This is a genomic window from Pseudomonas sp. KH_046_1 (assembly GCF_057839025.1).
The window spans coordinates 5,576,913-5,595,638 of the sequence record NZ_CM174481.1 but is presented as its reverse complement, the minus strand read 5'-3'; the positions used below and the strand labels follow the sequence as shown (position 1 = coordinate 5,595,638).

At 60.7% G+C, this 18,726-nt stretch carries 17 protein-coding genes; 4 read left to right on the top strand and 13 right to left on the bottom strand.

All coding sequences use genetic code 11. From position 1 onward, the window contains the following. Positions 1-6: 6 nt before the first annotated feature. The 4 genes from arfA to leuS all read right to left on the bottom strand — a co-directional run bounded on the left by arfA (position 7) and on the right by leuS (position 4,786). Positions 7-171: an alternative ribosome rescue factor ArfA gene (gene arfA / locus AC3IT9_RS25635; protein WP_150755366.1), complete on the bottom strand. Its 165-nt coding sequence runs from the start codon at positions 169-171 to the stop codon at positions 7-9. Between the two features lie 238 nt (positions 172-409). Further along, a complete protein-coding gene (gene holA, locus AC3IT9_RS25630) occupies positions 410-1,447 on the bottom strand; it encodes a DNA polymerase III subunit delta (RefSeq protein WP_150755365.1) in 1,038 nt (345 codons plus the stop codon). A 39-nt stretch (positions 1,448-1,486) separates the two neighbouring features. Then, complete coding sequence (locus AC3IT9_RS25625; protein WP_489271307.1) at positions 1,487-2,092, bottom strand: LPS-assembly lipoprotein LptE; 606 nt, start codon at positions 2,090-2,092, stop codon at positions 1,487-1,489. Between the two features lie 87 nt (positions 2,093-2,179). Beyond that, entirely contained in the window at positions 2,180-4,786 is a 2,607-nt protein-coding gene (leuS, locus tag AC3IT9_RS25620) for a leucine--tRNA ligase (protein ID WP_151214180.1), read from the bottom strand. Between the two features lie 281 nt (positions 4,787-5,067). Between leuS and AC3IT9_RS25615 the strand changes: the two genes are divergently transcribed. Continuing rightward, positions 5,068-5,388, top strand: coding sequence for a hypothetical protein (locus AC3IT9_RS25615; RefSeq protein ID WP_108216349.1), 321 nt, complete (start codon positions 5,068-5,070; stop codon positions 5,386-5,388). Between the two features lie 104 nt (positions 5,389-5,492). Then, positions 5,493-6,254, top strand: a complete 762-nt coding sequence (locus tag AC3IT9_RS25610) for a YdcF family protein (protein WP_489271306.1) — start codon at positions 5,493-5,495, stop codon at positions 6,252-6,254. 82 nt (positions 6,255-6,336) lie between these two features. Here the strand turns inward: AC3IT9_RS25610 and lnt are convergent, their stop codons facing one another. The 5 genes from lnt to miaB all read right to left on the bottom strand — a co-directional run bounded on the left by lnt (position 6,337) and on the right by miaB (position 11,751). Further along, a complete protein-coding gene (lnt, locus tag AC3IT9_RS25605; RefSeq protein WP_489271305.1) occupies positions 6,337-7,860 on the bottom strand; it encodes an apolipoprotein N-acyltransferase in 1,524 nt (507 codons plus the stop codon). 8 nt (positions 7,861-7,868) lie between these two features. After that, positions 7,869-8,708: a CorC family transporter gene (locus tag AC3IT9_RS25600; protein WP_027924283.1), complete on the bottom strand. Its 840-nt coding sequence runs from the start codon at positions 8,706-8,708 to the stop codon at positions 7,869-7,871. 5 nt (positions 8,709-8,713) lie between these two features. Beyond that, positions 8,714-9,208 (bottom strand): rRNA maturation RNase YbeY, encoded by a 495-nt coding sequence (gene ybeY / locus AC3IT9_RS25595; RefSeq protein WP_489271304.1) that lies wholly within the window; start codon positions 9,206-9,208, stop codon positions 8,714-8,716. Continuing rightward, complete coding sequence (locus tag AC3IT9_RS25590; RefSeq protein ID WP_008022966.1) at positions 9,201-10,208, bottom strand: PhoH family protein; 1,008 nt, start codon at positions 10,206-10,208, stop codon at positions 9,201-9,203. Before AC3IT9_RS25590 ends, ybeY begins: the two co-directional genes overlap by 8 nt. A gap of 214 nt (positions 10,209-10,422) precedes the next feature. Continuing rightward, positions 10,423-11,751 carry a tRNA (N6-isopentenyl adenosine(37)-C2)-methylthiotransferase MiaB gene (gene miaB / locus AC3IT9_RS25585; protein ID WP_150726969.1) on the bottom strand — a complete coding sequence of 443 codons (1,329 nt, stop codon included), beginning with the start codon at positions 11,749-11,751 and terminating at the stop codon, positions 10,423-10,425. A gap of 133 nt (positions 11,752-11,884) precedes the next feature. On the opposite strand from miaB, the gene AC3IT9_RS25580 reads away from it, so the two are divergent. After that, the gene (locus tag AC3IT9_RS25580) at positions 11,885-12,214 is read left to right on the top strand and encodes a DUF1820 family protein (RefSeq protein ID WP_008052403.1); all 330 of its coding nucleotides are present in this window, start codon (positions 11,885-11,887) and stop codon (positions 12,212-12,214) included. 138 nt (positions 12,215-12,352) lie between these two features. On the opposite strand, the gene AC3IT9_RS25575 is transcribed toward AC3IT9_RS25580, so the two are convergent. The 4 genes from AC3IT9_RS25575 to AC3IT9_RS25560 form a co-directional block, all read right to left on the bottom strand. Continuing rightward, the gene (locus AC3IT9_RS25575) at positions 12,353-12,907 is read right to left on the bottom strand and encodes a tetratricopeptide repeat protein (RefSeq protein ID WP_150726970.1); all 555 of its coding nucleotides are present in this window, start codon (positions 12,905-12,907) and stop codon (positions 12,353-12,355) included. Between the two features lie 224 nt (positions 12,908-13,131). Beyond that, the gene (gene hemL / locus AC3IT9_RS25570; RefSeq protein WP_056728829.1) at positions 13,132-14,415 is read right to left on the bottom strand and encodes a glutamate-1-semialdehyde 2,1-aminomutase; all 1,284 of its coding nucleotides are present in this window, start codon (positions 14,413-14,415) and stop codon (positions 13,132-13,134) included. A 28-nt stretch (positions 14,416-14,443) separates the two neighbouring features. Continuing rightward, positions 14,444-15,067, bottom strand: coding sequence for a thiamine phosphate synthase (gene thiE, locus AC3IT9_RS25565; RefSeq protein WP_489271303.1), 624 nt, complete (start codon positions 15,065-15,067; stop codon positions 14,444-14,446). A gap of 31 nt (positions 15,068-15,098) precedes the next feature. Further along, positions 15,099-15,896, bottom strand: coding sequence for a hydroxymethylpyrimidine/phosphomethylpyrimidine kinase (locus AC3IT9_RS25560; RefSeq protein ID WP_057713171.1), 798 nt, complete (start codon positions 15,894-15,896; stop codon positions 15,099-15,101). A gap of 410 nt (positions 15,897-16,306) precedes the next feature. Between AC3IT9_RS25560 and AC3IT9_RS25555 the strand changes: the two genes are divergently transcribed. After that, on the top strand, positions 16,307-18,670 hold the full coding sequence (locus AC3IT9_RS25555; RefSeq protein ID WP_489271302.1) for a 7TM diverse intracellular signaling domain-containing protein: 2,364 nt from the start codon (positions 16,307-16,309) through the stop codon (positions 18,668-18,670). Positions 18,671-18,726 lie beyond the last annotated feature (56 nt).

The following is an 18,726-nucleotide window of genomic DNA, read 5'->3' as shown; positions in this document are numbered from 1 at the left end:
TCTGCTTTATGCAGCCAGAAAGTAAGAAGCCTCCCAGCTGTCAGACTGGAAGGCTTCGCGGCGGTAACTGCCTTTGCCCTTGGCCGGGCGTTCCTGGCGGCTGCGGAACAATGGCTGGGCGATGATGGATTTGGCCTTGTTGGGGCCAAGCTTTGATGGCTTTTTGCTCATGATGATGCCTCGCAAGTGAGTGGTTTTTGCGGGGCAAATCATCGGCCGAAGTTCGGGGTCTGTCTAGTCCCTACATTGTGTAGGAAATGATACCTGTGGCGAGGGAGCTTGCTCTCGTTGGGTCGCGAAGCGACCCTGAAAACCAGCCATCCCTATTTTTCAGGTAAGCCGCATTCGCCGGCTTTGCGGCTGCTGCGCAGCCGAGCGGGAGCAAGCTCCCTCGCCACGGGAAAGCGGACTATTCAGCGGGCAACGTCAGGCGTTGCCCGGCCATCAACAACGTCAACCGGCTCAAACTCATCCACGGCGAACCGGCCGCCTGGCCCTTGATCTGCGCATCAATGCGCTGCGCTTCGAGCAGCAGTTGCGCCCAACGTTGCGCCGAGTAGCGTTGCAGGGCTTTGCTCATCAACGGTTTGCGTTTGTCCCAGACTGGCGGTTTGGCCAGGCTGAAGGCCTTGTCCAGCGGCGTACCCTGGCTGTATTGCAGGGAAATATTGGCCAGCAGGCGCAACTCCCGCGCCAGGGCCCAGAGAATCACCGGCGGCTCGACGCCTTCGCCGCGCAGCCCTTCGAGCATGCGCAGCGCGTGGGCCGCTTCGCCATTGAGCACCGCATCGGTCAGGCCGAAGACATCGAAGCGCGCACTGTCGGCCACCGCAGCCTGCACGGTTTCGACGGTGATCTGGCCTCCTTCGGCCATCAGTTTGAGCTTTTCGATTTCCTGGGCCGCGGCCAGCAAGTTGCCCTCGACCCGCGCGGCGATCAGCTCAACGGCGTCCTGGCTGGCGGAAAGCCCGGCCTGGGACAGGCGCTGGCGGATCCAGCTCGGCAACTGGGCGACATCGACAGGCCAGATCTGCACGAACTGGGTCTGCTGTCCTTCGACCAGCGCTTTACCCCACTTGGTTTTCTGTGCGCTGCCATCGAGCTTCGGCAAGCTGATCAGCAGTACGGTGTCGTCGGCCGGGCGCGAGCAGTATTCGATCAGTGCGGCGGCACCCTTGTCGCCGGGTTTGCCGGACGGCAGGCGCAGTTCCAGCAGGCGTTTTTCGGCGAACAGCGACATGCTGGCACCGGCTTGCAGCAACGTCCCCCAGTCGAAACTGGCGTCGGCGGCAAACACCTGGCGTTCATCGAATCCCTGCTGGCGGGCGGCAGCGCGAATGGCGTCGGCCGCCTCCTGGCACAGCAGCGGGTCATCGCCGCTGATGATATAGACCGGCGCAAGGGCGCCTTGCAGGTGTTTGGCGAGTTGGGCGGGGGCGAGTTTCATAAGAAAGGGCGAACGGGGCGCCTGAGCGCCCCGTAAGTCTTACTGCTGCGGCAGTTCGACAGGCGACTGACGCGGGGTATCCGCTTCAGCCTTCTTTGCCGCTTCCAGCGCGGAGGCATCAGCCTTGGCCCTGGCTTCGGCAGTCTGCTGCAACTGGTTCAGTTGGGTCGGGCTCAGTTGTTCCAGGCGCAGCATCATGCGCTGGACCATCTCCCGGCGGCCTTCTGTCCGGGCCGTTTCAGCTTCCTGGTCAGAGCCCACCAGGTTGTTGCCGTCGTGCATATAGATCTTCTGTACTTCGATTTTGTCGCTCAGCAGTGGCAGATCGCCGCGACCACGGATGTCGTAGTTCAAAACGGTGGTGATCTGGTACTCGCCGGCACGACCGGCACCTGCGTAGCTGAGGATGCGCTGGCTTTCCTGCTCATTGCTCAGCACCAGCTTGTAAGGAGCGCCGGTATAGACGTTGACGCCGCTGCCAATCAGTACCTGACGCAACTGGGTAACGGTTGGACCATATGCGTTACGGGCGCTCAGGTCGAGTTCCTTGATCGCCAGTTCATTGGTGCCGGTGCCGCGCAGCTGGAAACCGCAGGCGCTCAGCAGAACCGCGAGGCCCATCACCAGCAGATTGCGTTTGATCATCTTGTTGCTCCCCTTGAAACCATGTGGGCCGATCAAGCGGCCCGAAAGGTTTTACTCGGCGCCAGGCTCACCTGGCGCCTGATCCAATTAGCTGGCGACGATATTGACCAGTTTCCCGGGCACTACGATCACTTTACGAATGGTCAGACCGTCGACGAAGCGCAGCACGTTCTCGTTGGCACGGGCGGCTGCTTCGACTTCTTCGCGGCTGGCGCTGGCGGGCATTTCGATGTGGCCACGCAGCTTGCCGTTGACCTGAATCACCAGTTGCAGGCTGTCCTGTACCAACGCGCTGTCATCCACCACCGGCCAACCGGCGTCGATCACAGGTCCAGCGTGACCCAGTTGATTCCACAGCTCGTGGCTGATGTGCGGCGTGATCGGAGCCAGCAGCAGAGTCACGGTTTCCAGGCCTTCGTGAATCAGTGCGCGATCCTGTTCGGTGGCTTGCGCGGCTTTTTCCAGCACGTTCATCAGCGTCATCACCTGAGCGATGGCAGTGTTGAATTTGTGGTTCTGGCCGACGTCCTGGCTGGCCTGCTTGATGGCGAGGTGGATCGAGCGACGAACGGCTTTCTGCTCGTCATTCAGGCTGGCGACGTCCAGCTTGCCCGGCAGGCCCTGAGTGACGTGGGCTTGAGCCAGGCGCCAGACGCGCTTGAGGAAACGGTGCGAACCCTCTACGCCGGAGTCGGACCACTCCGCGCTCATGTCAGGTGGCGAGGCGAACATCATGAACAGGCGGCAGGTGTCTGCACCAAACTGGTCGATCATCGACTGTGGGTCGACGCCGTTGTTCTTCGACTTGGCCATCTTCTCGGTGCCGCCGATTTCCACCGGCAAGCCGTCAGCTTTCAACTTGGCGCTGATAACCTTGGCTTTGCTGTCACGCTCAAGCTCGACGTCCGCCGGGTTGAACCAGGTGTAAGCGCCGTTGGCTTCGCGACGATAGTAAGTTTCGGCGATCACCATGCCCTGGGTCAGCAGGTTCTTGAACGGCTCGTTGGAACTCACCAGGCCTTCGTCGCGCATCAGTTTGTGGAAGAAGCGCGCGTAGAGCAGGTGAAGAATCGCGTGTTCGATACCGCCGATGTACTGATCCACCGGCAGCCAGTGGTCGGCCGCCGATTTTTCCACCAGGCCACCTTCAAAGTGCGGCGAGGCGTAGCGGGCGTAGTACCACGACGACTCGACGAAGGTGTCCATGGTGTCGGTTTCACGCTTGGCAGGCTGGCCGCATTTAGGGCAGCTGCACTCGTAGAACTCGGGCATGCGCGCCAGTGGCGAACCGGCGCCGTCCGGCACCACGTCTTCCGGCAGCACGACAGGCAATTGATCTTCCGGTACCGGCACATCACCGCAGGTGTTGCAGTGGATGATCGGGATCGGGCAGCCCCAGTAGCGCTGACGGCTGATGCCCCAGTCGCGCAGGCGGAACTGGGTACGCGAGGCGCCCAGTTCTTTCTTGATCAGCGCGACTTCGATGGCGTCGAAGGCGCCCGCGAAGTCGAGGCCGTCGAATTCGCCGGAATTGATCAGCGTGCCGTACTCGCCGTAGGCGTCTTGCCATGGCGTCGGGTTGCTATCGCCGGAACTGGTGCGCACTACCGATTTGACCGGCAGGTTGTACTTGTGGGCGAATTCGAAATCGCGCTCGTCGTGGGCTGGAACCGCCATTACCGCGCCGTCGCCGTAGTGCATCAGCACATAGTTGGCGACCCAGACCGGCAGTTTTTCGCCGGTCAGCGGGTGCTCGACGAACAGGCCGGTCGGCAGGCCTTTTTTCTCCTGGGTGGCGACGTCGGCTTCGGCCACGCTGCCGCCCTTGCATTCAGCGATGAACGCTTGCAGCTCGGGATTGTTCTGTGCGGCCAGGGTGGCCAGGTGGTGTTCGGCGGCGACAGCGACGTAGGTCGCGCCCATCAGGGTGTCCGGACGGGTGGTGAAGACTTTCAGCGCGCCCGCTTCGCCGATGGAATCGACGTTGTACGGGAACTGCACTTCCATGCCGCGGGATTTGCCGATCCAGTTGCGCTGCATGGTCTTGACCTGTTCAGGCCAGCCAGTCAGTTCGTCGAGGCTCTCCAGCAGCTCATCCGCGTAGGCGGTGATCTTGAAGTAGTACATCGGGATTTCGCGCTTTTCGATCAGCGCGCCGGAACGCCAGCCGCGGCCGTCGATCACTTGCTCGTTGGCCAGGACGGTCTGGTCGACCGGGTCCCAGTTCACGGTGCCGCTTTTCTTGTAAATCACACCTTTTTCGAACAGGCGGGTGAACAGCCATTGTTCCCAGCGGTAGTAATCGGGCTTGCAGGTGGTCACTTCGCGCGACCAGTCCACCGCCAGGCCCAGGCTGCGCAGCTGGGATTTCATGTAGGCAATGTTTTCGTAGGTCCACTTGGCGGGCGCTACGTTGTTCTTCATCGCGGCGTTTTCCGCCGGCATGCCGAAGGCGTCCCAACCCATGGGTTGCAGAACGTTCTTGCCCTGCATGCGCTGGTAGCGGGAGATCACGTCGCCGATGGTGTAGTTGCGCACATGCCCCATGTGTAGCTTGCCGCTGGGGTAAGGGAACATAGACAGGCAGTAGTAAGTCTCCTTGCCTGGCTGTTCACTGACTTCAAAGGACTTTTGCTCGTCCCAGAACGACTGGGCGGCGGCTTCGATTTCACGGGGCTGATATTGTTCGTGCATGGCTACTTTTGAACTGAATAGGGGTGGCCTAATCCTCTTCAATGCAACGCTGGACGTTGATCACGCCACATTGGCGTTTTCGATGCCCAGCCGAGCTGGAAGTGGAGTTACAGGAAGCGCCGTAGCATACATGACCGCGCTCTACCGAGGGAAACCCTGATTGCTGCCGCACGTCCTGCAAAAACCGCTGCGAGGGCCGTTGGTCGCGGCGTTCAGCCGGTTTGTTCATGGAAGCTAAGCTCTAACTGGGGAGTAGGTCTTATCTTCCAATGAGGTGAGGGATGGTTGAGTCACAGCAAAAAGCTACAAAACCGGAGCTGTACGAAAGGCTGATCGATCGTTTGGCCTTGGCCCTGGATGCGGCAAGGACCGCTGGCCGGTTGCGCGACGAACACCCTCTGGAACTGGAACTGCGTGGTTTGAGCCCCGCAGAGTTTGCACTGGTCAAGGCGTATCTGGATCGCAGTGAGCGTGAGACACACGGATGCTTGTCAGAAGCGGTAAAGCAACTCGACGTACCACGTTCGGCCAAGATCATCTGGCTCAAGGATAAGGTTCCCGGCAGAGACGCGGTAAAGGTCCGGTCTTTCCAGTTCAAATAGGGCACAGAGCCATGCTCCATGTGTTTTTGAAGCATAGTCCTTCCGTAATGATTGTCGCATTGCGCCAACCCACTTAGGCTTCGGGCATCTCCGGGAGATGCTCAATGCCTTTTCGTTATTTCGTAAAACAACTTCTTTTGCCACCCGGCATTCTATTGCTGCTGCTTTTGCTCGCCTGGTGGTGGCGCCGTTCAAGGCCAAGGCTTGCCGGTGCGTGCTTTGCTCTGGGGCTGGGTGGTTTCTGGCTGATGAGCCTGCCGGTGGTGGTGCAGTGGAGTGCCGGCTTGCTCGAGCGGGAGCCACCGCTGGACCGCGATGAATGGGCAGTGCTGGGGCAACGCGCGGACGCCATCGTGGTCCTCGGCTCGGGGCGCGAGCGCGGTGACGCAGCCTGGGGTGCTGACCAGCCTACGGGCGTCGGGCTGGAACGCCAACGCTTTGCCGCGCGGCTGGCCAAGGCTTCCGGCCTGCCGGTATTGACCAGCGGCGGCCTGCATTACGACACTCCGCCAAGCGAAGCGCAGATGATGGCTGACTCCTTGCGCGACGATTTTGGCGTGACCGTGCGCTGGCAGGAAGGACGCAGCCGCACGACCTGGGAAAATGCGCAGTTCAGCGCCGAGGTATTGCTGCCACAGGGCGTCAAGCGTGTGGTGCTCGTGACTCATGCCTGGCATATGCCACGAGCGGTCTGGAGTTTTCGCAAGGCCGGGTTTGAGGTGGTGCCGGCGCCAGTAGGGTTTCTAGGCGGCGACAATGGGCTGCCACTGGGTGGCTGGATGCCGGAGTTCAAGGCGATCTGGCAGAACGGGCAGTTGATGAACGAGGCGGTGGGGCAGGTCGGTTATTCGTTGTTTTACCGGTAAAGATCAAAAGATCGCAGCCTGCGGCAGCTCCTACAGTTGGAATGCAATCCCCTGTAGGAGCTGCCGCAGGCTGCGATCTTTTCTAGACAGTCTTGGCCATCCGGCTCGCAATCAGTGCCCAGCCAAACAACAACACGCAGAGAATCAGCAATGGCCACGAACGCCATTCCAGGTACGGCGTGAGGTTGTGCATCGGCACCACTTCGCCATACAGGATGCCGCGCTCGAACTGCGGGATCTGATCGGTAATCTGACCGAACGGGTTGATCAGGCCGGACACGCCGTTGTTGGTGGCGCGGATCATCCAGCGGCCGGCCTCCAACGCACGCATCTGCGCCATCTGCAGGTGTTGCAGCGGGCCGATGGAGGTGCCGAACCAGGTGTCGTTGCTGATGGTCAGCAGCAAGTCGCTGCGGGCGGCAAGGCTGGCGGCGAATTCGGGGTAAACCACTTCATAACAGATGAACGGCGCGATCTGATAACCCTTGGCTTGCAGTAGAGGCTGGTCGGCCGGGCCGCGGGCAAAGTCCGACATCGGCAGGTCGAAGAATGCGATCAGCCCACGCAGCACATCCTGCAGCGGAACATATTCACCAAACGGCACCAGTTTTTGCTTTAGGTAAGTGCCGTCGCCTTCACCGGTAACGGTGATGCCATTGAAGAAACGCTTCTCGTGGCGTACCTCCATGCGGACCGGGACACCGGTAATCAACGCCGATTTACGTTCGGCCGCGAAGTTGCCCATCATGTTCAGGTAGCCCTCGGCGGACTCCTTGAGCACCGGGATCGCCGTTTCCGGCCAGATGAGAAGATCGACGCGCCTGGAGCTGAAACTCATGTCGCGGTACAACGCTAGTTGCGCGTTGAGCTGCGTTGGGTCCCATTTCATGCTTTGTTCGATGTTGCCCTGAATGGCGGCGACGCTCAGTGGCGGGCCTGACGGGCTGGTCCAGGCATGATGTTTGAGGGCCATGCCGAACAGCCATGGACCGACCAACAGCAATGCGCCGGCGGCAATGAAGCCTTTGCGCCCCGTGCGAACCAGGCGCAAGCCGTTGTAGATCAACGCAGCTGTCAGGGCCAGGGTGAAGGAAATCAGCCACATCCCGCCGATAGGCGCGAGCCCGGCCAGCGGGCCGTCGAGCTGACTGTACCCGGAATACAGCCACGGGAAGCCTGTCAGGAACCAGCCGCGGAAGGCTTCCTGGCCGACCCACAGCGCCGCGAAGGCCAGGGCGTCGGCCAGCGGCGCCTCATTGCGGCGCAGCCAGCGCGCCCAGATCCAGGCGGGCAGGGCAAAGAACCAGGCAATCGCCGCCGTGAAGAGCAGCATCAGGAAGCCGGCCAGCAAGACCGAGGCGCCGCCGAAGTGGTGAATGCTGTAGTAGATCCAGCTGGTGCCGGCACCGAACAGGCCGAAACCGAAACACCAGCCGCGACCCAGCGCCTGACGTGGGCTCAGTTCCCGCAGACCGGCATAGAACAGGCCGACGGCGAGCAGTGCCAGTGGCCAGATATCGAACGGCGCCAGGGCCAGTGTGGTGATTGCACCGGCCGCCACGGCCAGCAGGTTACCGGGCCAGCCGGGGCGGGTTGTCCAGCGCATTTCAATCCTTAGCGAGCAATGGGCGTCAGGCGAAGCAAGTGAATCCGACGGCTGTCGGCGTTCAGGATGCGGAAACGGTACGGGCCGATTTCAGTGATTTCGTTACGTTTTGGCAAATGCCCGAACGCGCTCATTACCAGACCGCCAACGGTGTCGAACTCATCGTCGGAGAACTCGCTGTCGAAAAACTCGTTGAAGTTCTCGATCGGCGTCAGGGCCTTGATCAGGAAATCACCGCTGGGCAGCGGCTTGATGTAGCTGTCTTCTTCGACGTCGTGTTCGTCTTCGATGTCGCCGACGATCTGTTCCAGCACGTCTTCGATGGTCACCAAACCGGCCACGCCGCCGTACTCGTCGATGACGATGGCCATGTGGTTGTGGTTGGCGCGAAATTCGCGCAGCAGCACGTTAAGGCGCTTGGACTCCGGCACGAAGGTGGCCGGGCGCAGCAGGTCCTTGATGTTGAAGCTGTCGCCGTTCTCCTTGAGGATCAACGGCAGCAAGTCCTTGGCCAGCAATACGCCCATCACGTCATCGTGGCTTTCGCCGATCACCGGGTAGCGGGAGTGGGCCGAGTCGACCACGGCAGGCAGGAACTCGCGGGGTGTCTGGGTCGCCTTGATGCTGACCATCTGCGAGCGCGGGACCATGATGTCCCGGACCTGCAGGTCAGCCACCTGGATGGCGCCTTCGACGATGGCCAGTGCTTCGCTGTCCAGCAGTTTGTTCTGGTGTGCATCGCGCAGCAGCTCCAGCAGCTCCTGGCGGTTTTTCGGCTCGTGGGCAAAAGCCTGGGTGAGCTTACCCAGCCATGACTTCTGCCCGTTGCTCGATCGATCTTCGCTCATAGCGATTACTCTGAATCCTTTGTTGTTTCGATAGGGGATACATCTGCTTCGTCGTCCGCGTACGGATCGGGAAAGCCCAACTCTGCAAGCAACGTTCGTTCCAGTGCTTCCATTTCTTCGGCTTCCTCGTCATCAATATGGTCGTAACCAAGCAGATGCAAGCAGCCGTGAATCACCAGATGTGCCCAATGGGCCTTGAACTCCTTGCCCTGTTCAGCGGCTTCGCGCTCGACCACGGCCACGCAGATCACCAGATCGCCCAGCAGCGGGATGTCGAGGAACTCATCCGGCACGTCGGCCGGGAATGACAAGACGTTAGTTGCGTAATCCTTTTGCCGCCAGGTGTGGTTCAGCTCGCGTCCTTCAGCTTCGTCGACCAGACGAATGGTCATCTCCGAGTCGGCGGTGCGCTGGCGCAAAGCCAGTTCGCACCACTGGCGGAACTCGGCTTCGCTGGGGGCGCAGGCTTCGGTGGCGATTTGCAGGTCAAGCTCAAGCATCGCGGCGGCTATCCTTGGCGGCGGCATCATCGGCCGCTTTGGTTTCGAAGCGCTCGTAGGCTTCGACGATGCGCTGCACCAGCGGATGGCGCACGACGTCCTTGGGCTGGAAATGGGTGAAGCTGATCCCCGGCACATCCTTGAGCACTTCAATCACGTGGTGCAGGCCGGACTTGGTGCCGCGTGGCAGGTCGACCTGGGTGATGTCCCCGGTGATGACGGCCGTGGAACCGAAGCCGATCCGGGTCAGAAACATCTTCATTTGCTCGACCGTGGTGTTCTGGCTTTCGTCGAGAATGATGAAGCTGTTGTTCAGCGTACGGCCGCGCATGTAGGCCAGCGGCGCGACTTCGATCACCTGACGCTCAATCAGCTTGGCGACGTATTCGAAGCCGAGCATTTCGTAGAGCGCGTCGTAGAGCGGACGCAGGTACGGGTCGATTTTTTGCGACAGGTCGCCGGGCAGGAAGCCGAGTTTTTCACCCGCTTCGACCGCCGGACGCACCAGCAGGATGCGGCGAATCTGCTCGCGCTCCAGTGCATCCACCGCGCAGGCCACAGCCAGGTAGGTCTTGCCGGTACCGGCCGGGCCGATGCCGAAGTTGATATCGTTACCGAGGATTTCCTTCACGTAGCGCAGCTGATTCAAGCCACGGGGGCGAATCATGCCTTTCTTGGTGCGCAGGGCCACGGACGGTTCGGCGGGGGAGTGGTTGTCCAGCTGCTCGACGGCCGATTCCTGCAGGAACAGGTGCACCATGTCCGGCGACAGCTCGGTACCCTTGGTTTCCCGGTACAGGCGGCGCAGGAGGTTTTCCGCGGAGGTGGTGTGTTTGGGTTCGCCGATCAGCTCGAACTGGTTTCCGCGATTGCGGATCTCGATGGTCAGGCGCTGTTCGATCAAGCGCAAATGCTCGTCGAATTGCCCGCACAGATTGGCGAAGCGACGAGCTTCAAAAGGCTCGAGGATGAAACGATGTGGTTCTATGGGTGCGTTCAAGGTCGTATTTAGCCGCCCTGGGGCAATAGTGATGAATCAAGGATAGCGCCAGTGGGCTGGGCGCGAAAGCTCTTATACAGACCAAGTTGATTCACTGGCCTGGCGCTGTCCCTGTGGGAGCGGGCTTGCTCGCGAAGAGGGTGTGTCAGTCGACAATAATGTAGCTGACAGACCGCATTCGCGAGCAAGCCCTCTCCCACAGGGATCTTCAGTGTTACTGGATCAACGAACCCCGCAACGAGTGCGGCTGCGCGGCATCGATGTGCACATCCGCGAACTGGCCGATCAGGGTCGGATTGTCGCAGCGGAAGTTGACGATACGGTTATTTTCGGTCCGGCCTTGCAGCTCACCCGGGTCCTTTTTCGAGTAATCGGTCACCAGGATCCGCTGGATCGAACCGACCATTTGTCGGCTGATCTCGAAACCTTGCTGGTTCAATCGATGCTGCAGGGCATTCAGGCGTTCTTTTTTCAGTTCTTCCGGAGTGTCGTCGGCCAGATCGGCGGCCGGTGTGCCCGGGCGCTGGCTGTAGACGAACGAGTAGGAAAAGTCGAAACCCACGTCGGCAATCAGCTTCATGGTCTGTTCGAAGTCTTTTTCGGTCTCGCCCGGGAAACCGACGATGAAGTCCGAGCTGATGCAGATCCCCGGCACGGCGGCGCGCAGTTTGCGCAGCTTGGATTTGTATTCCAGCGCGGTGTGGTTGCGCTTCATCGCGGCGAGGATGCGGTCCGAGCCCGATTGCACCGGCAAGTGCAAGTGCTTGACCAGCTCCGGCACGTCGGCGTGGGCCTGGATCAGGCTGTCGGAGAATTCCAGCGGGTGCGAAGTGGTGTAACGGATGCGGTCGATACCGTCGACCGCGGCGACCACGCGGATCAGCTCGGCCAGATCCGCCAGGCGCCCATCATGAGTAGTCCCACGATAGCCGTTGACGTTCTGCCCCAGCAGTGTCACTTCGCGCACGCCGTTTTCGGCCAGGTGAATGATCTCGGCAAGCACGTCGTCGAACGGCCGGCTGACCTCTTCACCGCGGGTGTAGGGCACCACGCAGAAGGTGCAGTACTTGCTGCAACCTTCCATCACCGACACGTAAGCGCTCGGGCCGTCGATGCGGGGCTCGGGCAAATGGTCGAATTTTTCGATTTCCGGGAACGAGACGTCGACCTGTGGCAGCTTGGTGATGCGCGCGGCGTCGATCATTTCCGGCAGGCGGTGCAGGGTCTGCGGACCGAAAACCACGTCCACATAGGGGGCGCGATCGCGGATGGCGGCGCCTTCCTGGCTGGCCACGCAACCGCCGACGGCGATCACCATGTCCGGGTTGGCCAGCTTCAGTTCGCGCCAGCGACCGAGCTGGGAGTAGACACGGTCCTGTGCACGTTCGCGGATCGAGCAGGTGTTGAGCAGGATCACGTCGGCGTCTTCAGCGCGGGCGGTGACTTCCAGGGCCTGATGTTCGCCCAGCAGATCGACCATGCGCGAGCTGTCGTACTCGTTCATCTGGCAACCGTGGGTTTCGATGTAAAGCTTCTTGGCCATGGAAAGAGTCATCACGTGATTCAAAGAACCGCGCATTATAGGGAACATGTACCCAGGTTCCTACCGCTGCGCGTCCAATGGCTATGCTATAGTTCGCGCCCTCATTTTTATCCCCCGATGTGTTTCGCCTGCCATGACCAAACGTGAAGCTCCAATCTACAAGGTGATTTTCCTCAACCAGGGCCAGGTGTTCGAAATGTACGCCAAGCAGATCTATCAAAGTGATCTGTGGGGCTTTCTGGAAGTGGAAGAGTTCGTCTTTGGCGAGCGCACGCAAGTGGTCGTCGATCCGAGCGAAGAAAAGCTCAAGGCTCAGTTCGAAGGCGTGGTGCGCAGTTTTGTGCCGATGCATTCGATCGTGCGTATCGACGAAGTCGAGCGTATGGGAACACCGAAAATCAGCGAAGCCCGTGGCGCGGTCGGCAATGTCATGCCGTTTCCGATGCCGATGCCTGAGAAGTAAGTCTCAAGACCGAGTCGCCCCCATCGCGAGCAAGCTCGCTCCCACAGGGAATTGCGGCGCACACAGGTTTTGTGAACGCCAGAGATCAAATGTGGGAGCGAGCTTGCTCGCGATGGGGCCAGTCAGATCAACACAGAATCAGGGCAGTGGCGCGAACGGCGTACGCCCGTCAGCGCTCTGCAATTCCATCAAATATTTACGGAAGATTTGCCCGAGCACCTGGGTAGCAAGCTCCAGTTCTTCGCGGGGCATCTTTTCGGTGACTTCGTCGGCGGTGTCCAGTGCGTCCTCGGCGCCGTTGACCGCCGCCATCTTCAGCAGGATGTACGCCTGAACGTTATTGGCCGGCACGCCTTCGCCGTGGAAGAACATGGTGCCGAGTTTGAATTGTGCCTGGGCGTGGCCTTGCAGCGAGGCTTTTTCGAAATAGCTCAGGGCTTGATTGAGGTCGCGCGGCGTGTTTTTGCCTTCGTAGTAGAACTCACCCAACTCGTATTGCGCTTGCGCATCCCCTTCTTCCGACGCTTTCTGGCAGGCGGTGAGTGCCTGTTCCAGGTCTTGCGGCTGGGTATTGAGGGTGCAGCGACCCATCGCTGGGATTAACAACGAGTTGCCGCCTGCTTGTGCGTGCGCGAGCAGGGGCTGAAGAAGCAACAGGCAGCCCAGTGCAAGGGTGCGGCCGGTGCGGTTCATGGGAATCGACTTACCTCTGAAGGGCGCGCGGACCCATCGAGGGATCCAATAAGCGCGCATTATGAAATAAGCAGGGGCAACCTTACAAAGTCTTTACTCGTTTTTCTGCTGCGCGGGAAATTTATCGCCCACTTTGCGGGGGATTATTAGCAGATGAGTAGGAAAAAACGCGGGAGTGTAGGCGAAAGCTGACGCTGGCAAGGGCCAACGTCAGCATTTGAGCGTTACTTCAAGGCCGCGAAGGCGCGCTCGGCGGCGTCCAGGGTCAGCTTCAGTTCTGCTTCGCCGTGGGCGATCGAAGTGAAGCCGGCTTCGAATGCGCTCGGTGCCAGGTACACACCACCTTCGAGCATCAGGTGGAAGAAACGACCGAACAGGGCTGCGTCGCTGGCCATGACGTCATCAAAAGTAACGATGTCGTCGGCACCGCTGAAGTACAGGCCGAACATGCCGCCGGCCTGGGTGGTTACGAACGGAATGCCGGCCGCATCGGCGCGCTGTTGCAGGCCGTCGAGCAGGCGAGTGGTGTAGTCGGTCAGCTCGGCGTGGAAGCCCGGGCGGCTGATCAGGCGCAGGGTGGTCAGGCCGGCGGCCATCGCCAGCGGGTTACCGGACAGCGTACCGGCCTGGTAGACCGGGCCCAGCGGGGCGATGCGCTGCATGATTTCGCGCTTGCCACCGAAGCAGCCGACCGGCATGCCGCCACCGATGATCTTGCCGAAGGTGGTCAGGTCCGGCGTCACGCCGTAGTACGCCTGGGCACCGCCGAGGGCGACACGGAAGCCGGTCATCACTTCGTCGAAAATCAGCACCACGCCGTGCTTGTCGCACAGGGTCCGCAGGCCTTCGAGGAAACCCGGTGCCGGCGGCACGCAGTTCATGTTGCCGGCCACTGGCTCGACAATGATGCAGGCCACGTCCTGGCCGACTTCGGCGAGCATGGTTTCTACCGCGTCGATGTCGTTGAACGGCAGGGTCAGGGTGTGTTTGGCGAATGCCGCCGGTACACCGGCCGAACTCGGTACGCCCTGGGTCAGTGCGCCGGACCCGGCCTTGACCAGCAGGCTGTCGGAGTGACCGTGGTAGCAGCCTTCGAACTTGATGATGCTGTCGCGGCCGGTGAAACCACGGGCCAGGCGGATGGCGCTCATGGTCGCTTCGGTGCCGGAGCTGACCATGCGCACCATTTCCATCGACGGCACCAGCGAGCAGACCAGATCGGCCATCTGCGTTTCCATCTCGGTCGGGGCGCCGTAGGACAGGCCGTGCTCAAGCTGTTTGCGCACGGCGTCAAGCACGTCCGGGTGGCTGTGGCCGAGAATCATCGGACCCCAGGAACCGACGTAATCCACATAACGCTTGTCGTCCTCGTCGGTGACGTAGGCGCCTTCAGCGTGCTTGAAGAACAACGGCGTGCCGCCGACGCTCTTGAACGCGCGAACCGGCGAGTTCACGCCACCGGGAATGTGTTTCTGGGCATTGGCAAACAGCGTTTCGGAACGAGACATGATCGGGCTCTCAAATCAGATTTAAAGCTTAAATAGAAAACAATTCGTTGAAGGCGCGGGCGCGGCGGGTCACCTCAGCCGTGCTCTCGGCACCGAACAGGCCATGCACCACCGCCAGCAGATCGACGCCATGGGCCACCAGTGGGGCGGCGTTATCCAGGGTGATGCCGCCGATCGCGCAGATCGGCAGGTGCAACTGCTTGCGGGCCTGGTCGAGCAGGTCGAGGCTGCAGGTCGGTGCGCCGGGCTTGGTGTTCGAATTGAAGAAGCGGCCGAAGGCGACGTAGCTGGCACCTTCCTTGGCGGCCTGTTCGGCCAGTTCGAGCTGCGCGTGGCAGGTCGAACCGATGATCGCCTGACGCCCGAGCAGTGCACGGGCCGGAGTCAGCGGGCCGTCGGTCTGGCCCAGGTGCACGCCCACGTTCAGGCGTGCCGCCAGTTCGGCGTCGTCGTTGATGATCAACTGCGTCTTGTAGCGTTCGCACAGCTCGCGCAAGGCTTCGGCCTCTCGCAGGCGGCGGGCCTCGTCGCTGCTCTTGTCGCGGTATTGCAGCAAGGTGACGCCGCCTTCCAGCGCCGCCTCCACGTACTTGAGCAACTTACCGTCCAGCAAATGGCTGTCGGTAATGGCGTACAGGCCACGTAGTTTCATCGGACAAGCCTCACCGCATTACAAATAGAAGTTACGAACAGAAATCCAGTGGCAAACGGCGCGGCACAAACTGGCCTTTGCCCAGCTGCTCGGCATCACGCAGGGTGCGCCATGTGTAGTTAAGCGCGGTCTGTACGGCACTGGCGAGGTTTTCGCCTTGGGCCAGACGACCGGCCAGCGCACTGGCCAGGGTGCAGCCGGAACCGTGATAGCTGCCCGGCAAGCGCTGGCAGGTAAAGGTTTCGCGCAAGCCGTCGCGGCTGTACAGGCGATTGTGGATTTCGGTTTCGTCGCCATGGCCGCCGGTGATCAGCAGGTGTTTGACGAACGGCAGGAGTTTTTCAGCGCACTCGTCCGCGGTGCCTTCGGGCAGTTCAGCGAGGATACGGGCTTCGGGAAGGTTGGGGGTCGCAATGATCGACAAAGGCAGCAGGCGTTCGCGCATGGCATAGCCGACTTCGTCCTTGCCCAGGCGTCCGCCGCCGCCGGCGCGCAGCACCGGGTCGCAGACCACTGGCAAGTGCGGGTGCGCCGAAAGCAGTTCGACCACGGTGTCGACCATTTCCAGGGAACCGAGCATGCCCAGCTTGACCGCCGCGACTTCGGAATCGTTGAGCACGGCATTGGCCTGGGCCAGTACCCACTCACGGTCCAGGACGCGGAAGTCCGTGACATTGACGGTGTCTTGCACGGTCAGGGCGGTGACGGCCGGAGCCGCATGGCAACCCTGAGCGAGCAGGGCTTCGATATCTGCCTGCAAGCCGGCGCCACCACTTGGGTCGTGGCCGGAGAGACAGAGGACAACGGGGCGAGAGCTGTAGATATTCATGGTGCGCGAGCTTACCACCAAACCTGTTTTGCGGGTGTTGTGACGATGCGGTTGGTCGATGCTTTGTGGCGAGGGGGCTTGTCGGAACGCCGCATCGCCCCGTTGGGCAGCGAAGCGGCCCCGGCTGTTTTTCAGCTATACCGCGTTGCCGGACTTTACGACTGCTTTGCAGCCGAACGGGGGCAAGCCCCCTCGCCACAGTGATTATGCTGCCATTGATAATCGTTCATTAGTGTCGCTGAGACGCCCGTTCTAGAGCCTTTTCAGGAAAAATTTCAATGGTGTTTAATGGCTATCAACGGCTATGCTAGAGTGGATCCAAACCAATAACAGGTGATACCGGTTTTACGTCTGCTCAAAAGGAATGGGGGGCTTCCTGACAGAACCGGACAGGCCACGCTGGGGCTTCAATGCACTATTTGCTGATGTTGCTGTTGTGTTTGCCCCTCCTGGCAAACGCCGTCGAGTTCGATGAGTCCACTCAAAGCCTCCCCTTGGGCCGTACCCTGCAGGTCTATGAGGACGCAGGTGGTCAGGCAACCATCGCGGATATCCGTGCACAAGCGGCGGCCGGCAACTTCAAACCACACCACAAAGACACGCTCAACGCCGGGTACTCGCGTTCAGTGTTCTGGCTGAAAATCGACCTGCATTACCGTCCGGTCAATCCGGCGGCACAACGGACCTGGCTGCTGGAACTGGCCTATCCGCCCCTCGATCATCTCGATCTCTATTTGCCCGATGCGGCCGGCAACTATCAGTTGGTCAAGCAGACCGGCGATGCCTTGCCGTTCGCCAGCCGCGAGATTCGTCAGAACAGCTATTTGTTCGACCTGACGTTCAAACCTGACCAGGCCGAAACCGTATTCCTGCGATTGCAAAGCGAAGGCTCGATCCAGGCACCGGTCACCTTGTGGTCGAGCACCTCCTACCTCGAAGAGCAGCCCTTGCGCCTTTACGTACTGGGATTGATCTACGGCGTATTGCTGGGGATGCTGGTCTACAACCTGTTCATCTACCTCAGCGTGCGCGACACCAGTTACCTCTACTACATCTTCTATATCGCCTCGTTCGGTTTGTATCAGCTGTCGGTAAACGGTGCGGCCGTGCAGTATTTCTGGCCAAACAGTCCGTGGTGGGCTAATGCTGCGACGCCGTTTTTCATCGGCTGTGCGGGGCTGTTCGGCAGTCAGTTCGCCCGCAGTTTCCTGCAAATGGCTACCCACAGTCGCTGGCTCGACCGCTTGTTGCTGGCGCTGGTTGCCTTCAGTGCGCTGGTGGTCGGCCTGTCATTGATGACCAGCTACGCCCTGGCCCTGCGCCTGGCCACGGCCCTGGCGCTGACATTCACTGTGGTGATTTTTGCCGCCGGGATCTTTGCCTGGCTGCGGGGCCTGCGCGTGGCGCGGTATTTCATCATTGCCTGGTCGGCGTTTTTGCTCGGCGGCATCGTCAATACGCTGATGGTGCTGGGCTACCTGCCGAACGTGTTCCTGACCATGTATTCCAGCCAGATCGGTTCGGCCATCGAAGTGGCCTTGCTGTCTCTGGCGCTGGCCGACCGCATCAACGACATGCGCGAGCAGCAGGCGCAAACGCTGTTCGACGCCAGTCAGAAGCTTGAAGTCCTCAACCAGCAACTGGCTCGCAGCAACAAGCTCAAGGACGAATTCCTTGCCACCCTGACCCACGAACTGCGTACGCCCATGAACGGGGTGATCGGTTCGCTGGAGCTGATGCAGACGGTCGAGATGGACCCGGAGCTCGAGCAGTATCAGCAAACGGCTTCGGGATCGGCGCGGGACATGATGCGCATGGTCAACGGCATCCTCACCCTTACCGAATTGCAGGCCGGCAAACTCAAGGCCTCGGCCGACACCTTCAGTTTGCGCGGTATGGTCGAGGCACTGCGCACGCAGTTCGAGGGCAACGCATCGGGCAAGTCGCTGGACTTCAAGGTCGATGTCGCGCCAGGTGTGCCGGATCGTTTGCACGGCGACAACGTCAAGATCGCGCAGTGCCTGGAATGTCTGCTGGATAACGCCATCAAGTTCACCCGGATCGGCGGCCTGGCCTTGCGGGTGACCGGCAAGGCCATTGAGCCAGACCGGCTGGCGTTGAGCTTTGCGGTGATCGACACGGGCATTGGTTTCACCGATTTGGGGGAGGCCACGATGTATCAACGGTTCTTCCAGCTCGATGGCTCGATGACCCGTGAATACGGTGGCCTGGGTGTTGGTCTGGCGATTTGCCGACAGTTGATCGAGTTGCTGGGTGGACGCCTGACGCATCGCACCGAGCCAGGACGCGGCAGCCGGTTTCAGCTGGATGTGGAAGTTGGGCTGGCGGTGGCCGAACGTCCGGTGACGCCGTTGATGACCGGGGATTTTCCGCGCCTGCGCTTGCCTCAGGATTGTGCCGTGCTGTTGGTGGATGACAACAGCATCAGCCAGTTGGTGATGCGCGGTATGTTGCTCAAGCTGGGGTTCCGCGTGCGTACGGCCGATAGCGCCTACGTTGCGCTCGATCTCTTGCAGCGCGAAGTGTTTGACGCAGTGCTGGTCGATTGTCAGTTGCCGCTGCAGGACGGTGAGTCGGTGTGCTGCCAGATCCGCGCGTTGCCGGGTTATACCGAACTGCCGCTGTTCATGATCGCTCTGGGCGGTGACCGTGAGCGCTGCTCGATCGGCGCGGTGATTGATCACTTGAGCAAACCGGTGAAATTCGAAGACTTGCAGGCCGCGCTCTACCGCCGCGTGCTCTGCTCGCAATAGGGCGAAAGCGCCGACAGTTAGGCGTATATGACACTTTTTTCAGCCGGGGGGCGGTG

Excerpts from the sequence above, each read along its gene's own strand:
- AC3IT9_RS25575 (WP_150726970.1), bottom strand. The coding sequence starts at position 12,907 with ATGAACCGCACCGGCCGCACCCTTGCACTGGGCTGCCTGTTGCTTCTT.
- AC3IT9_RS25580 (WP_008052403.1), top strand. The coding sequence starts at position 11,885 with ATGACCAAACGTGAAGCTCCAATCTACAAGGTGATTTTCCTCAACCAG.
- AC3IT9_RS25560 (WP_057713171.1), bottom strand. The coding sequence starts at position 15,896 with ATGAATATCTACAGCTCTCGCCCCGTTGTCCTCTGTCTCTCCGGCCAC.
- hemL (WP_056728829.1), bottom strand. The coding sequence starts at position 14,415 with ATGTCTCGTTCCGAAACGCTGTTTGCCAATGCCCAGAAACACATTCCC.
- holA (WP_150755365.1), bottom strand. The coding sequence starts at position 1,447 with ATGAAACTCGCCCCCGCCCAACTCGCCAAACACCTGCAAGGCGCCCTT.
- ybeY (WP_489271304.1), bottom strand. The coding sequence starts at position 9,208 with ATGCTTGAGCTTGACCTGCAAATCGCCACCGAAGCCTGCGCCCCCAGC.
- AC3IT9_RS25600 (WP_027924283.1), bottom strand. The coding sequence starts at position 8,708 with ATGAGCGAAGATCGATCGAGCAACGGGCAGAAGTCATGGCTGGGTAAG.
- lnt (WP_489271305.1), bottom strand. The coding sequence starts at position 7,860 with ATGCGCTGGACAACCCGCCCCGGCTGGCCCGGTAACCTGCTGGCCGTG.
- thiE (WP_489271303.1), bottom strand. The coding sequence starts at position 15,067 with ATGAAACTACGTGGCCTGTACGCCATTACCGACAGCCATTTGCTGGAC.
- AC3IT9_RS25625 (WP_489271307.1), bottom strand. The coding sequence starts at position 2,092 with ATGATCAAACGCAATCTGCTGGTGATGGGCCTCGCGGTTCTGCTGAGC.
- leuS (WP_151214180.1), bottom strand. The coding sequence starts at position 4,786 with ATGCACGAACAATATCAGCCCCGTGAAATCGAAGCCGCCGCCCAGTCG.
- AC3IT9_RS25555 (WP_489271302.1), top strand. The coding sequence starts at position 16,307 with ATGCACTATTTGCTGATGTTGCTGTTGTGTTTGCCCCTCCTGGCAAAC.
- arfA (WP_150755366.1), bottom strand. The coding sequence starts at position 171 with ATGAGCAAAAAGCCATCAAAGCTTGGCCCCAACAAGGCCAAATCCATC.
- AC3IT9_RS25615 (WP_108216349.1), top strand. The coding sequence starts at position 5,068 with ATGGTTGAGTCACAGCAAAAAGCTACAAAACCGGAGCTGTACGAAAGG.
- miaB (WP_150726969.1), bottom strand. The coding sequence starts at position 11,751 with ATGGCCAAGAAGCTTTACATCGAAACCCACGGTTGCCAGATGAACGAG.
- AC3IT9_RS25610 (WP_489271306.1), top strand. The coding sequence starts at position 5,493 with ATGCCTTTTCGTTATTTCGTAAAACAACTTCTTTTGCCACCCGGCATT.